The sequence below is a fragment of the Enterobacter sp. Taxon_2 genome (assembly GCF_058355295.1).
Genome location: NZ_CM178024.1, coordinates 146,751 through 161,676 on the forward strand (window position 1 = coordinate 146,751; position 14,926 = coordinate 161,676).

General features: G+C 56.9%; 14 protein-coding genes. 3 read left to right on the top strand and 11 right to left on the bottom strand.

The window, feature by feature from the left end:
• Window positions 1–33 precede the first annotated feature (33 nt).
• Together AC4IC4_RS00660 and AC4IC4_RS00665 are read right to left on the bottom strand one after the other, a co-directional pair.
• Entirely contained in the window at window positions 34–1,983 is a 1,950-nt protein-coding gene (locus tag AC4IC4_RS00660) for a glycoside hydrolase family 127 protein (RefSeq protein ID WP_491471988.1), read from the bottom strand.
• Between the two features lie 10 nt (window positions 1,984–1,993).
• Window positions 1,994–3,394 carry an MFS transporter gene (locus AC4IC4_RS00665; protein ID WP_491471989.1) on the bottom strand — a complete coding sequence of 467 codons (1,401 nt, stop codon included), beginning with the start codon at window positions 3,392–3,394 and terminating at the stop codon, window positions 1,994–1,996.
• A gap of 225 nt (window positions 3,395–3,619) precedes the next feature.
• On the opposite strand from AC4IC4_RS00665, the gene AC4IC4_RS00670 reads away from it, so the two are divergent.
• A complete protein-coding gene (locus AC4IC4_RS00670) occupies window positions 3,620–4,429 on the top strand; it encodes an AraC family transcriptional regulator (protein ID WP_032650777.1) in 810 nt (269 codons plus the stop codon).
• On the opposite strand, the gene araD is transcribed toward AC4IC4_RS00670, so the two are convergent.
• From araD to yiaK, 8 genes are all read right to left on the bottom strand, one after another.
• Window positions 4,430–5,125 (bottom strand): L-ribulose-5-phosphate 4-epimerase, encoded by a 696-nt coding sequence (gene araD / locus AC4IC4_RS00675; protein ID WP_491471990.1) that lies wholly within the window; start codon window positions 5,123–5,125, stop codon window positions 4,430–4,432. It abuts the gene before it with no gap.
• Window positions 5,119–5,979, bottom strand: a complete 861-nt coding sequence (locus AC4IC4_RS00680) for an L-ribulose-5-phosphate 3-epimerase (RefSeq protein ID WP_491471991.1) — start codon at window positions 5,977–5,979, stop codon at window positions 5,119–5,121. Before AC4IC4_RS00680 ends, araD begins: the two co-directional genes overlap by 7 nt.
• A gap of 2 nt (window positions 5,980–5,981) precedes the next feature.
• Window positions 5,982–6,635 carry a 3-keto-L-gulonate-6-phosphate decarboxylase UlaD gene (ulaD, locus tag AC4IC4_RS00685; protein ID WP_024909050.1) on the bottom strand — a complete coding sequence of 218 codons (654 nt, stop codon included), beginning with the start codon at window positions 6,633–6,635 and terminating at the stop codon, window positions 5,982–5,984.
• Complete coding sequence (locus AC4IC4_RS00690; RefSeq protein ID WP_491471992.1) at window positions 6,632–8,137, bottom strand: FGGY-family carbohydrate kinase; 1,506 nt, start codon at window positions 8,135–8,137, stop codon at window positions 6,632–6,634. The genes ulaD and AC4IC4_RS00690 overlap by 4 nt, the downstream gene beginning before the upstream one ends.
• Before the next feature lie 95 nt (window positions 8,138–8,232).
• Window positions 8,233–9,552 carry an MFS transporter gene (locus AC4IC4_RS00695; RefSeq protein ID WP_491471993.1) on the bottom strand — a complete coding sequence of 440 codons (1,320 nt, stop codon included), beginning with the start codon at window positions 9,550–9,552 and terminating at the stop codon, window positions 8,233–8,235.
• Between the two features lie 43 nt (window positions 9,553–9,595).
• The gene (locus AC4IC4_RS00700) at window positions 9,596–10,522 is read right to left on the bottom strand and encodes a DUF4862 family protein (protein WP_491471994.1); all 927 of its coding nucleotides are present in this window, start codon (window positions 10,520–10,522) and stop codon (window positions 9,596–9,598) included.
• A 26-nt stretch (window positions 10,523–10,548) separates the two neighbouring features.
• The gene (locus AC4IC4_RS00705) at window positions 10,549–11,016 is read right to left on the bottom strand and encodes a YhcH/YjgK/YiaL family protein (RefSeq protein ID WP_491471995.1); all 468 of its coding nucleotides are present in this window, start codon (window positions 11,014–11,016) and stop codon (window positions 10,549–10,551) included.
• 10 nt (window positions 11,017–11,026) lie between these two features.
• The gene (yiaK, locus tag AC4IC4_RS00710) at window positions 11,027–12,025 is read right to left on the bottom strand and encodes a 3-dehydro-L-gulonate 2-dehydrogenase (RefSeq protein WP_463727237.1); all 999 of its coding nucleotides are present in this window, start codon (window positions 12,023–12,025) and stop codon (window positions 11,027–11,029) included.
• 224 nt (window positions 12,026–12,249) lie between these two features.
• Here yiaK and yiaJ point away from each other — a divergent pair, with 224 nt between their 5' ends.
• Both yiaJ and AC4IC4_RS00720 read left to right on the top strand, forming a co-directional pair.
• Window positions 12,250–13,068: an IclR family transcriptional regulator YiaJ gene (yiaJ, locus tag AC4IC4_RS00715; protein WP_021242452.1), complete on the top strand. Its 819-nt coding sequence runs from the start codon at window positions 12,250–12,252 to the stop codon at window positions 13,066–13,068.
• A 3-nt stretch (window positions 13,069–13,071) separates the two neighbouring features.
• Window positions 13,072–13,527 (top strand): 4Fe-4S dicluster domain-containing protein, encoded by a 456-nt coding sequence (locus AC4IC4_RS00720; RefSeq protein ID WP_491471996.1) that lies wholly within the window; start codon window positions 13,072–13,074, stop codon window positions 13,525–13,527.
• 7 nt (window positions 13,528–13,534) lie between these two features.
• Here AC4IC4_RS00720 and avtA read toward each other — a convergent pair whose 3' ends face one another.
• The gene (gene avtA / locus AC4IC4_RS00725; RefSeq protein ID WP_491471997.1) at window positions 13,535–14,788 is read right to left on the bottom strand and encodes a valine--pyruvate transaminase; all 1,254 of its coding nucleotides are present in this window, start codon (window positions 14,786–14,788) and stop codon (window positions 13,535–13,537) included.
• Window positions 14,789–14,926: the final 138 nt, after the last annotated feature.

Here is a 14,926-nt window from a genome sequence, read left to right on the forward strand (position 1 = left end):
AGGGTTGGGGTGAGGGCAACAGGCCGCAAATATTCAGCCTTCATCCACCCAGATCCTCATTTCTCCTTCTCCCCGGTTAGCCCAGCTAAACCAGGGAATAAAGGTCAGCGTGCGGGGCTGACGTTGTACCGGCGAGCGATCGTACTGCCACAGCGCATCCGTGTCCTTCACCTGACACCCAATCCCCTCTGCCTGTATTAGCATCTTGTGCGCGAAAATCCCTTTCCCTTCAAAGACCCTGAACTCGCTGTTTTCAGGCAGAGAAAGGTGATGCAGATTGGCGCCGTTATCGGCCTCTTCCAGGCAATAAACCAGAGGTCCGCGCTGCAGGGCGACTTTCCCCGCCTGCTGGCGGACCTGTGGGTTGCCATACACACGGCGAACCGGCATAGGTAACGTTAGCGTAATGACGTCACCCTCCTGCCAGCTGCGGGTGAGATAAAGGTATCCACGGGAGATCTCGCCCGTTACCGCTTCACCATTTAATAAAACGTCAGGCGTAGCACACCAGTCTGGCAGCCTCAGGGCTAGCGTATGCGTGACGGGAACAGGCGAGGTAATGTCGATTTTTACCTGTTCATGCCACGGATAGTTACCGCTAATTCGCAGCGCCAGGGTTTCGTCGCCGACCGGTATGGCGACATCGTTGCCCACGTAAAGGTTAATAAAAAGCGCATCCTGGCGGACGGTATAAATGTAGTGCCCCAGCGAGGTCAGCACGCGGGCGATATTCGGCGGGCAGCAGGCGCAGCCAAACCAGCGCTGGCGGACGGGCTTCACGTGATCGTAGATATGGTTGAACGCCAGCGTTTTCGGGTGCACTTCCAGCGGGTTCACATAGAAGAAATGCTTACCATCCAGCGCCATGCCGCCCAGCACCGTGTTGTATAGCGCGCGCTCCATCACGTCGGCGTAGTGGCCGTCGGCCTCCATCTCCAGCATCCTGCGGGCAAACATCATCAGACCGATAGAGGCACAGCTTTCGGCGTACACCGTATCGTTGGGCAGATCGTAATCGCTGCTGAACGCCTCGCCGCTGCTTTGCGAGCCGATTCCACCGGTAATGTACAGCTGGCGCTGCGCCATATTTTTCCACAGCCGCAGGCAGTCCTGCCGTTTACCCTCGTCATGGCTCAGGCGCGCCAGATGCGCCATGCCCGCCATCAGATAGACAAAACGAACCGCATGGCCGACGGCCGTTTGTTGTTCAGCAAGCGGCTGATGCGCCTGGCTGTAGGCTTTGTCCTTGACCATCCAGGCCGGGCCATAGGTGTTCCAGTATGATGTTCTGCCGCGCTTCTCGTATTCGATATCGTAGAAGTGAGGCTGAACGCCGCGTTGCTCGATGAAATATTTCACCAGAGTGAGATAGCGGGGCTCCTGCGTGATGTCGTAAAGCCGCATCAGCGCCAGTTCGATTTCCGGATGACCCGGATAACCGTGCAGCTGGTTCTCGCCGGGGCCAAACACGCTGTCGATATGGTCTGCCAGCCTGCAGACCACCTCCAGCAGACGGCGTTTTCCGGTGCCCTGAAAATACGCTACGCCCGCTTCTATCATATGTCCGGCACAGTACAGCTCGTGACACTCGGCCAGATTCGTCCAGCGTTCGCCCGGTGCCTTTACCGTGAAGTACGTATTGAGATAACCGTCTTCACACTGCGCCGCCGCGACCAGCTCAATCACCTCGTCGGCGGTTTTCTCCAGTTCAGCATCAGGCTTCTGACACAGCGACCACGCCACGGCTTCCAGCCATTTCGCCACGTCGCTGTCCTGAAATACCATGCCGTAGAATTCACCCTGCTCCAGACCGGCCGCAATGCGGAAGTTGGTGATGGCGTGGCTGGGTTCGGCTTCCGTCACGCGGTCGTTTAGCGCATCCCACTGGTAGGGGATCACCACCTCACGCACCAGCCGTTGATACTGCCCGAGAAACGGGTCGTTAATTTTCAGTTTATGCAGGTCGGCTTCCATAATAGACATCGTGTTCTCCTCAGGAGGATATGTGACGCTGGCGCAGGTCGGTAGCAATGCGCGACATCATAGGGTTGTTGAGTCTGCACCAGCGGATAGAGACGGCCAGCAGCAGATGGAAAAGAGCGGGGAGCAGCGTCTCCATGGCGGTGATGCCCTGCAGCGACGCAGGCGTCTGGTTGCCCGCACCGGGCTGGTAGACCACGGCGATAAACACCAGGCTGATGATCCCGGCGCTGGACGCCCACGCGAGCTTGATGAAAAACAGGTTGAAGGCGAAGTTCATGCCCGACGAACGCACGCCGGTTTTCCACTCGCCATAGTCGTCGGCAAAGGCCATCAGCGAGAAGTGCAGCGGCAGGGTAAACCCGAGAATGACGCCGTTGCTCAAAATGACGATCAGCCACAGCGTCTGGTGCGCCGGGCCACCCGGCAGGAACCACATTCCCACCGCGAGCGCGGCGAGCACCAGGTTGGTGTAGTAGTAGAGTTTGACGGTATCAATACGGCGCGACAGCGGGCTGACGATGACCGCCCCCAGAATGGCGGCAAAGGTCACCATGGTGAAAAACAGCGAGGTATAGGCGGTACTGCCCTGCAGCACGTATGTGATGAAGTACATATACCCGCCGCCGCGAATGTTGAAGACGTTAATCAGCAGAAATGACATCACCAGCATCAGCAGCAGCTGATCGTTTTTACGCAGACCGGCCAGATGCTCGCGCAGGGTAAATTTCCCCATCAGCGCCAGCGGAACACGCTCGCGTACCCAGAAGAAGCAGCACAGGAACATCACCACCGCGATGGCGCACAGCACCCCGACGCCAAGCTGATACCCTTTCGCGGCATTGCCCTGGCCCAACTCCGCGACCAGCCATGGCAGACCCACGGAGACCAAAAAGCCCGCCACGCCGCACAGCACGAAGCGCCAGGACTGGCAGGAGATCACCTCGTTGTGGCGAGTGGTCATGGTGTTAATCAGCGCACAGTAGGGAACGTTGATGGCGGTATAGCCGACGGACAACAGCAGATAGGTCCCGAATGCCCAGGCGATTTTCACGCCCATGCTGGCTTCCGGAACGGTGAAGGTCAGCACACCGATAATGCCGATCGGGAAGGCGACCCACAGCTGCCACGGGCGAAAGCGCCCCCATCGGCTTTGCGTGCGGTCGGCAATAATGCCCATTACCGGATCGGAAATGGCGTCAAATACACGTAGGGCAATAAACAGCGTGCCAACAAGCGCAGGGGTCAGGCCAAAGACATCAGTATAGAAAAAGGTCAGAAAATTCATGATCAGGCAGGTAATCACCGTCCCGCCCGCGTCGCCCAGGCCGTAGCCAATTTTTTCGCGCACGGACAAGCGGCCCTCTGTTGCCCCTTGTGTCACGTCTGATTCTGTAATCGGTGTGGAAGTCATGAAGTAACTCCTCGGTAATCGAATTTATTATCGTATTTGTGCAAGGTACGCATTTATTCTGCACCGAACGGAAAGGCCAACAAGGGAAGGGAAAAGTATAAAAAGATGACGATTCCGACCTGATGATAAAAATGTGATTCCGATCGGACAGTTATTCGAATATTGATTAATAATCAAAGCGTAAGTTGAATATCAACGGCAATAAAAGCGGAATGGTGAATATCCATGCTTGAATTATCCATAGCGCTTCCGATTAAGGTCCAAAATGGCGGGTTATTTATCTCCCGGGGCGTGGGCCGCCACCCTGCGCGAAAATTAACGTCGTGGGAGATTATTTTTGTCGAAAAAGGGACATTAACGATTCAGGAAGAAAACACGTTATTTGAGGTAAAAGCAGGAGAGAGTTTGCTGCTTTGGCCAGACCGTCGCCATGTGGGCGTGGGCGACTTTCCGGCCGATCTTAAATTTTACTGGCTGCATTTTGAGGTTGAGCATCATCCGCACCGGTTGCCCAATCTGGCAATCGAACAACACTGCCGCGTGAGGGATGCACAGTATGTAATTTCTCTTTTTCGCCAGTTCCTGAGCGAGCAGGAGAAATTACAGCGAAGCGTGGCGCTGGAAATCATTTTATTACTGATTTTGCAGCAAATTTCTATTTCATCAGGCTATGAAGATAACGCAGATGAAGCCGGTGCGGCAATGGCGTGGAAGGCGAAACAGCTTATTCGCACGCAGTTTCATTTACCGCTTTCTACCTCGCAGCTGGCAAAAGCGTTGCACTGCAATGCCGATTATCTCGGACGTGTGTTTCGCCGGACGTTCCATTTAACCCTGACGGAGGCAATACATCGCCAGCGCGTCAGGGCGGCGGAAAAGCTGTTGCTGGATGGTTCTGCCTCGCTTACCGAAGTGGCGACCCGCTGCGGCTTTAATGACGTGGGCTATTTTCGGCAGATCTTTTCGAAGCACACCGGGCTAACACCCGCCGTCTGGAAACGGCGGTACTGTAAAGAGCATATCAATTCCGGATGATCACTGCCCGTAATAGGCATTCACCCCGTGCTTGCGCAGATAATGCTTGTCGAGCAACTCCTGCTGCATAACCGGAAGCTGTGGCGCGAGCTGGCGAGAGAACAGGCCCATATAGGCGCACTCTTCCAGCACGACGGCATTGTGGACCGCATCGGCAGCGTCTTTACCCCAGGCAAACGGGCCGTGGGAGTGGACCAGCACCGCCGGGACCTGCATCGGGCTGAGATCGCGCTCCTCGAAGGTTTTAATGATCACTTCACCCGTCTGGTATTCGTATTCTCCGGCAATCTCTGCCGCGGTCATCAGGCGCGTGCAGGGGATCGCCCCGTAGAAATAGTCCGCGTGCGTTGTGCCCCAGGCGGGTAAATCCTGTCCCGCCTGCGACCAGATGGTAGCGTGGCGCGAATGGGTATGCACGATGCCGCCAATCTCCGGATAACGACGGTACAGCGCAAGATGGGTGGGCGTGTCTGAAGAGGGTTTTTTATTTCCCTCGACCACTTCGCCGGTAGCGATATTCACCACCACCATATCCTCCGCCGTCATCACGTCGTACTCCACGCCGGAGGGCTTAATCACCATCATGCCGCTTTCACGGTCAACCGCGCTGACGTTGCCCCAGGTGAACGTCACCAGCTGGTGGGCGGGCAGCGCCAGGTTTGCTGCCAGTACCTCGGCTTTGAGTCGTTCTAGCATGTCATGCCTCCTTCCTGCATACGGGCTTCAATCCAGCGGCGCGCCTGGATAATCTCCAGCACCGGCTCTTTTGCTTTTTCAGTCCACATCTCAATCAGAAACGCGCCGCGATAGTTCAGTTGATTCAGCGTGTTAAAGACGCCAACGAAATCGACGCAGCCTTCGCCAAACGGCACGTCGCGGAACTGTCCGGGGCTTTGCGCGGTGACGGGCTGGGTGTCTTTCAGGTGAATAGCCGCAATGCGGTCAATGCCCAGCGTCAGCTCGGCGGTGACGTCGTTGCCCCACGCGCTCAGGTTGCCAACGTCCGGATAAACGCTGAACCACGGCGAGGCGAGCATGTCGTCCCACTTTTTCCATTTACTGATGGAGTTCATAAACGCGGTATCCATGATTTCCACCGCCAGCATCACCTGCGCGGCGGCGGCCTGCTCTACCGCCCACGCCAGCCCGTCGGCAAAGCGCTGCTGCGTGCCTTCGTCGTGCTCTTCGTAGTACACGTCATAACCCGCAAGCTGGATGGTGCGAATGCCAAGATCACGCGCCAGCCTGATGGCTTTGGTCATGATTTCGCGGGCGCGTTGGCGCACGGTTTCATCGCGGCTGCCAAACGGGAAGCGACGGTGGGCAGACAGGCACATGGACGGGATAGACACCCCGGTTTCCAGCATCGCTTCAACCAGAGAGGCACGCTGCGTGGTGCTCCAGTCGAGGCGCGATAATCGCTCGTCGGTTTCATCGACAGACATCTCGACAAAATCGAACCCGCAGCTTTTCGCCAGTACCAGCCGCTCGGGCCAGGAGAGATCTTTTGGCAGCGCTTTTTCGTAAATCCCTAACGGATGCTGACGCATGGTTACGCTCCCCAGATGTCGCGAATGTGCGAATGGAATGCCTGCGCCACCTGCGGCGGATTTTCTGCTCCAGCCAGCGCGCGCCCGGCAATAAAGGCTTTAACGTTGATCTGCTTAAACAGCGGCAGGTCGGCGGGGGTGATGCCGCCGGTAATCGAAAGCTGTAAACCGATGTCGGAGAGCGCTTTCATTTTCGCGAGATCCGCTTCGCCCCACTGCTGACCGCTCGCCTGTGCGTCGCGCCCGCGGTGGTAGATTGCCTGTTTCACGCCGACGCGATGCCACGCGCGCGCGTCGTCCAGCGTCCAGTTACCAAAGAGCTCCATCTGGATTTCACCTCCGCAGCGCAGGGCCACCTCGTGACCTCGCTCAACGGTGGCCAGCGGGGCGGCGCAGATGATGGTCATCCAGTTCGCGCCCGCGCCAAACGCCTGTTCTGCTAGCGTTTCTCCGGCGTCGGCCACTTTCCAGTCCGCAACGATGATTTTATCCGGGCACTGCTCGCGCAGGGCGCGCACGGCGTTTAGCCCTTCGGTCAGGCACAAAATGGTGCCCGCTTCGACGATATCAACGTGATCGGCAAGCGTCGCGACGTCACGCTGCGCGGCCTGAAGAGAGGTATGGTCGAGCGCCAGCTGCAGTAATGGTCGGCTCATAGGTTGTTCTCCTTAACTCGGGCGTGATAGCCCTGTAGTGCTGAAATCAGTAGCTGATAGCGGTGATACTTACGCTGATAGGCCGCATGGGCGCGCATGTCGGGCTCGATGACCCGGATGTCATGTTTGAGTGCACGCTGCGCTGAGTGGAAGTCGGTGAACACACCGGTACCCACCATCGCCGCCAGCGCCGCGCCGGAGCAGCCGGTCTCTTCCACCTGCGGCAGCTCAATCGCCAGCCCGCTGACGTCGGCGAGCATTTGCATCCACACGTCCGAATGGGTTGGGCCACCCGTCACGCGCAGGGCATGAACGTGAATAAAGCGTTCGAGCATGCGGTTGAGGTGGGTCATGTGGCTGAACACCACTCCCTCATAAACCGCCTGCAGAAGATGCGCGCGGGTATGCAGCGCCTGCATCCCGTAGAAGCCGCTGGTCATCTCCAGCCCGGCGTTGCTGCCGTAGAGGAACGGCAGGAAGTACACATCGCTTTCGGCTTTCGGCAGGCTGGCGACGGCGTGGTTGATCTCGCTGAACGACATGTCACCCCACTGTGCGGTGAGCCACTCAAGGTTACCGGACGAGGTGGGGCTGGCTTCGTGAACGATATACTGCTGCGGATGCACGTAGCGGCCATAGACATACGGGAAGGGTTCGTTGCTGCGAAGCGTACTGGCGATACCGCTGGTGACGGCCCAGGTGCCCAGCACGGCGTTCAGCGTGTGCTCGTCCTGCAGTCCGGCGCAGAGCGCGGTGGAAACCACATCAAACAGTCCCCCCACGACGGGCGTGCCCGCCGCGAGACCGGTAAGGGCGGCTGCCTGAGCGGTGATTTCCCCGCAGATTTCTGCTGAACCGACAATCGGCGGCAGGGCGCCGTCAATCTCGCTGATCCCGAGCCAGCGCGTAAGCTGTGGGTCGTATTTCCCGGTATTCATGTTGTAGAGATTGGACTCGGAGATGTTGCTCTCTTCGCAGCCCTTCACGCCGGTCAGGCACCAGCGCAGATAGTCGTGCGCCATCATTACGCTACCAATCTGCTGATAGCGCTGCGGCTCATTCTCTTTGACCCAGCGCAGAAGCGAGGCCGGATGCCCGGTCCACAGCGTCTGGCGCGTATGCGGGTAGAGTTTTTCGGGAATGCCATCCTGCTGCCAGCGCTGCACAATCTCCAGCGCACGGCGATCGGAGGAGAGTATGGCGTTACCCAGAGGTTGGTCCTGTTTATCGAGCAGAAACAGTCCCTTGCCTTGAGCAGAAATGCCGACGCCTTTAATCCGGTTGCCGTTTACGCCTGAATGTTTGAGCAACGCGGTGACGGTTGCATGGCAGTGCTGCCACAACTCATGCATATCCCGCTCGGCGTAGCCCGCTCGCGGGCTGAGCGTGGCAACGGAGCGACGTTCGATACAGACTTCCTTGCCCTGGCTGTTGTATAAACCGGCTTTCAGATAAGTACCGCCACAATCGATACCCAGCCAGAAGGGCTCTTTTTCACTCATCTTCATCTCACTTATTCGCCGGGTGACGCTTCGCTTACCCGGCCTACGGTTCGGTTTTCTCCCTCTCCCCGTGGGAGAGGGCTGGAGTGAGGGCATCAGGCCGCACGTTTATGTGGAGTCACCGTGGGATTGGGCTCTGCGCCGGCATCGCATTTCGCCGGTAACAGCAGAGCCAGCAGCGACGCCAGCGCCAGAGAAACGGCCAGGCAGTAAACGCCCGCGTCTTTGCTGTACAGGGTGATCAGCACCCCAACCGCATACGGGCCACAGAAGCCACCGAGGTTGCCCAGGGCGTTGATCACGCCGCGCGCGCCGCCCGCCATCTCTGCGCTGAACAGTCGCGCCGGAATGGTCCAGAACACGCCCGCGGCGGATTGCAGGAAGAACCCGCAGCCCACCAGTGCGGCATAGGCCAGCCAGGTACTCTCCTTCAGCGCCACGGAAAGGAACATGCAGAGCGCGAAGCCAATCAACGGCAGGGAGACAAACAGCTTGCGCTTGCCGGTGCGGTCAGAGAGCGTGGAGAACAGGAACATGCCCGCAATGGCCCCGATGTAAGGCAGGATGGCGAGCATGCCCACCTGACCGATGCTGGTGTGCGTCAGCTCTTTCAGGATGGTCGGCAGCCAGAGCGTGTAGCCGTAAATCCCGGTCTGATAGAAGAAGTTCAGGGCGATCAGTTGCCACATGGTTTTGTCGGACAGCACTGCGCCGAGTGACGCGTTTTTCACCTCTTTGCCAGCGATGGCCTGCTGCTCCGCCGCCAGCGTTTGCACCAGATAGTTTTTCTCCGCCTCTGAAATCCAGCGCGCTTCCTGCGGCCGGTCGTACACGGTGAACGCCCACAGCACCAGCACAACGACGGACATTAAACCTTCAATGATGAACAGCCAGCGCCAGTCGAGCGCGGTGATGATCCAGCCCGACAGCGGGGCGGTGATGATCCCGGCGATGGGCACGAACATGATCACAATCGCGTTGGCGCGACCGCGCTCGGCATCCGGGAACCAGTTGCTGATCATGGTGAGCACAACGGGTAGCATCCCGCCTTCCGCCACGCCAAGTAAGAAGCGCAGCACCAGCAGCTGATACTGATTCGTCACGAGACCCGTAAGCACAGAGATCACCGCCCAGGCAACCAGCGACCAGCCGATAAACTTCTTGCCGCTGCCGTGCACGGCAATCTTGCCGCCGGGAACCTGCAGGAACAGATAGCCGATAAAGAATATACCGCCCGCGAGGCCTGCCATGGTGGCGGTAATACCTAATTCTTCGTCCATACCTCCCGGCATTGCAAACGCGATATTCACGCGGTCCATATATGAAATAATACAGGCGATAAGAATAGGAGGAATGATTCTTAGCCAGCGCTGGCGCGGAATGTCCGCATGTAGAGAATGAGTAGAAATATTCATAGTTAATCTCTCAGTAGGTAACCGGAATAAACTTTTCTTATTGTTATTGCGTTGCTTTATTCATTGCGCTGATACCGTCGCGTAAAATGGCGATGCGATGGCTGACATCAGCATTAGCATTTATTTCCAGTAATTTAATACCGGAGAATTTCAACGTTGCGGCGCTCGCCGCAGTAAAGAGTGATTTCGCGTGTTCAGTTGTCATCAAACTGTCGGTGCAGAATGAGGAAAACGGCGCGTGCAGATCCTGCCATTCTCCGTACTCCCCGCGGGTGGTCGTGCCCGAAAACATCAGTGCACCCAGCTTTCCGGCACTGAGCGCGGCCTGAACATGGTCAAGCGGAAGGGTAGTGTTACGGCCTTCGATGGCCGAACGCGCCCAGTTGATGCAGACGCTGATATCCGTCTCTTTCACCACCTCCAGCACCTGCGCTAAGGGCAGGAAGCCTTTACGTGGTGCGGGGCCGGTCATGGCATCGCAGTGTTCCAGCACCAGATCGCAGTCCCAGTCCCAGCTCGCGATTTCCCGGATCGAGCGTGAAAACGCCTCGGTTGCCTGCTCGACGGAAGCATTGCCCGCCTGCGGGGCTGCCTGCATCTCCAGGGCAATGACTTTCCCGGGAAAACGGGCGTGAACGGCAGCAATCTTCTGATGCAGATGGCGGTAAAATTCGACGCTGGCTTTACGCTGATCTTCATCGGCGGAGGCCAGGCCAAACGCACCGTTTGTGCCGCGGCGGCGCATGGTTTCCATCACGGCGGTCACCACGATTTGCCATTCACCCGGCGTATGGCTGAACAGCCATTCATCCCCATAAGGATGGAGATGCTCAAGGCAGGGTTGTTCCAGCCCGCGAATGTTGGGTGTGTCGGAAAGTTCCCGCCAGAAGGTTTGTTCTTCTTGTTCTCCTTTCTGGTGAAACGAGGGTGCGCAGGGGTACGCACCAATAATAAAACTGGTGTTGGACATTTTGCGTTCCTGTATTTATCAGTAAATTAATCTAATTCGCTGACGGCCACTTTCACCACAATTTTACGAATTGCGGCTTCCTTGTTCTTAATACAGGCAGGACGATGCACATCCTGCGGGAAAAATATGGCATAGCTGCCGGGTGTTATTTCGATAAAGGATTCATTTTCGCTGTCGTGATAAAAAATAATATCCCGCTGTTCCAGTAATGATTCGCTTATTTCGTTATTACCGGTATCAATGGCAATACCGATTTTTTCTTCACCCCATGCTAAAAACTGAATATCCAGATAGCGGCGGTGCACTTCCGGGCGGTTCTCGTGCTGTTCCCGGGTGGTGAGATCCAGCACCTGGGCAAAGATGTTGCGTCCCTCAATTTCAACCACACCCGGCTTTAGCATGCTGAAATCCGTGGTACGCAGAAAATCTAACGCTTTTTCAATCGCCCGCGGCAGGCGGCACGGATTTGGCTGAGAAATATGTCCGAATATCATGGCCCACTCCTTACAGAGACTGGATTTTCGCCCACACGCTGTCGTCGATGGTGATGCCGTCGCGGCGGTTCTCTTCCAGCAGGCGCGTGAATTCATGCCCCGGAAGGCGGACGGCCACGTTTTCATCTGACCGCTGCGCGGTGGTGATGAAGTCCATAATGCGCTGCAGTTTGGCATCGCGAGTTGGGCCGTCGATCAGGCGATCCACCTCAATGGCGATAAAGATCTGCGACACGCCATACTCGTCGCTGTTGTCCTGGGTCACTTCCGCGACGGAAGATCCGTTGGAGAGCAGAGTGGCGATCATGTCGAGCACGATGGATAAGCCGGACCCTTTCCAGTAGCCCATCGGCAGAATACGGCGGTTTTTCTCGATCACGCCCGGCTCTCGGGTGAGGTTACCTTCGTCGTCAAAGCCACCGTCGACCGGCAGCTCGCGCCCGGCCAGGCGATTCACCTCCAGCATGCCGTAGGAGAACATTGACATCGACATGTCGACCATGGTGATCGGGTTAGAGGGAATAGCCACGATCAGCGGATTGGTGCCGATGCAGCACTCTTTTGATCCCCACGCGGGCATCACGGCAATCGAGTTGGTCCAGCAAATGCCGATATAGCCCTTCTCCGCCGCCTGCCAGCCGTAGCTACCGCCGCGCATCCAGTGGTTCGCGTTACGCAGTGCCACCAGACCAATACCGTGATCGGACGCCAGCTCGGTGGCGCGATCCATCATCTTTTTCGCCGTCAGGTTGCCAATGGAGCGCTGGGCATCCCACTGTTCGATAGCGCCTAATGTCATCACCCGTTTGGGCTGAGCGTCGGGAATGATATCGCCTGCATCAAGTTGCTGAATAAAGCGTGGGAAGCGGTTCACACCATGCGAATAGACGCCGGACTCCGTGGTGCGAGCGAACATGTCGGCGCAGGCGTCTGCGGTTTCCGCTTTCACGCCGCGATCGAGCAGAACCCGATTAAACGCCGCTTTCAACTCTTCGAAGGTTACTTTCATCCCTGTTCTCCTGTTCTTTTAAGGGCAAGTGTGAGTGCTTTTTTATCTATAAATTCCACTATGCGAAATCTGATTTCAAATATAGCGATCAAATTTTGTCAGATCAACGACATTCATGTTTTTCAAAATCGATTAAAATCAACTGGTTGTGTTTTTTCTGTTGAGATCGTGAACTGACCCACACTTTGCGCTACCATCAGGACGCGCTAAACAGGAGCCATGTAATGAGCATGAAAGAGAGCGAAATGACGCAAGAAAAAGAGAGGCCAGCAGGCAGCCAGAGCTTGTTTCGCGGCCTGATGCTGATTGAGATCCTCAGCAACTATCCGAACGGGTGTCCGCTTGCGCATTTATCGGAACTGGCGGGGCTGAACAAGAGCACCGTGCACCGCTTGCTGCAGGGGCTACAGTCGTGCGGGTACGTGACCCCGGCACCCGCGGCGGGCAGCTATCGTCTGACCACCAAATTTATCGCCGTCGGGCAAAAGGCGCTGTCGTCGCTGAATATCATTCACGTGGCCGCTCCGCACCTCGAAGCGCTGAACATTGCGACCGGCGAGACGGTGAACTTCTCCAGCCGGGAAGACGACCACGCGATCCTGATTTACAAGCTCGAACCGACAACCGGTATGCTGCGCACGCGCGCCTATATCGGCCAGCATATGCCGCTCTACTGCTCCGCAATGGGCAAGATCTACATGGCGTTTGGTCATCAGGATTACGTGGCGAGCTACTGGGAGAGCCATCAGGAACAGATCCAACCTTTGACGCGCAACACCATCACTGAGCTGAGTGCGATGTATGATGAGCTGGCGGAAATTCGCGATCGCAGCATGGCGATGGACAAAGAAGAGAACGAGCTGGGCGTTTCCTGTATTGCCGTGCCGGTGTTTGATATCCACGGCCGCGTCCCGTATGCGATCTCCATTTCGCTGTCGACGTCGCGCATGAAGCAGGTGGGCGAGAAGAACTTGCTCAAGCCGCTGCGCGAAACGGCAGAGGCTATCTCAAAAGAGCTGGGTTTTAACGTGCGCGAGGCGTAACTGATGAACCGATTTATCATGGCGGATGCGGAAAAATGCATCGGATGTCGCACCTGCGAAGTGGCCTGCGCGGTCGCGCATCAGGACGACTTCACCGCACAGGTTTTCACCTCCCGCCTTCGGGTAGTGAAGGGGGACGCCTACACTACGGCGGTGGGTTGCCATCAGTGCGAGGACGCGCCCTGTGCTAACGTCTGTCCAATCCATGCTATCAGCCGTACTGCGGGCACCTGGCTCGTTGAGCAGACGCGCTGCATTGGGTGCAAAAGCTGTATGGTCGCCTGTCCGTTTGGAGCGATGCAGGTACGGCTGGTGGGAAACAGGGCAGAAGCGCTGAAATGTGATTTATGTGCGCATCGCGAAGGCGGACCGGCCTGCGTGGAGGCCTGTCCAACCCACGCGCTGCGCTGCGTTGATCCCGCCGGATTACGCGCCGAGCGGCAACGTCATCTGGCGTAAGGTTTGACTAACCGTCTTCGCGCCAGGCTTTTTCGATCTCTTCGGCGAGAATTTTAACACCCGCTTCGATTTTTTCTGGATCGGGGACGTAGTTCATGCGCATGCACTGATGCGTATGCGGCCACGGTTTATCCAGACCCGGGAAGAAATAATCGCCCGGCACCATCAATACACCGCGCTTTTTCAGGCGCTGGTAGAGCAGTTCGGTGGTGATGGGTAAATCCTTAAACCAGAGCCAGAGGAAAATCGCCCCTTCCGGTTTGTGGATTAGGCAGCGTTCTTCCGGCAAATAGCGGCGAATTGTCGCAATCGTCTCCTGAACGCGCTGGTAATAGAAAGGCTTGATCACATCATTCGACAGACGCAGCAGGTCCTTGCGTTTGATCATTTCGCACATCATTGCCGGGCCAATGCCGCCCGGTGAAAGGCTGATAATGCCGTTCATATTGGTGATGGCGGTGATGATTTTCTCATTGGCGATGATGATGCCGCAGCGGCTGCCCGGCAGACCCAGCTTAGAGAGGCTCATGCACAGGACGATGTTCGGGTTCCACAGCGGGCGTGCTTCACTGAAGATAATGCCCGGGAACGGTACGCCGTAGGCGTTATCGATCACCAGCGGGATGCCGTGCTGATTTGCCAGTACATCCAGCTTCATCAGTTCGTCGTCGGTGATCACGTTGCCCGTTGGGTTAGTCGGGCGCGATACGCAGATCATGCCCGTCTCTTCACCAATATGCAGGTGTTCAAAATCGACATGATATTTGAACTGGCCTTCCGGCAGCAGCTCAATATTCGGGCGCGCGGAGACGAACAGATCCTCTTCCAGGCCGGAATCAGCGTAGCCGATATACTCCGGTGCCAGCGGGAACAGCACTTTTTTGGTGGTGCCGTCGGCGCGACGTCCTGCGAACAGGTTAAACAAGTAGAAAAACGCGCTCTGGCTGCCGTTTGTCAGTGCAATATTCTGTGGTTCGATATCCCAACCCAGCTCGTCACGCAGCATTTCGGCGAGGAGTGCCAGCAGCTCGGTTTTACCCTGCGGGCCGTCGTAATTGCAAAGCGCATCGGTTGCTTTACCGCTTTCCAGCATCTGAGCGAGCAGCGTCTGGAAATAGGTCGTCATCTCCGGGATTTGAGCCGGGTTTCCGCCGCCGAGCATGATTGCGCCCGGTGTGCGCAGCCCGTCGTTGAGGTCCTCCATCAGGCGAGTAATGCCTGAATGGCGGGTAAATTTGTCGCCGAAAAGTGAAAACGTCATAGCAGGTGATCTGTCGAGCTTATTTTGAAAGTGGGTAACCATAACGCTAGCACCGTGCTGGTGCAAATCGGGTGATGTGGTCGGATTTGTTGTTTTATAGGGCGGGAGTGGATTTGGGTAGTGAATAGTTCTGGTGCT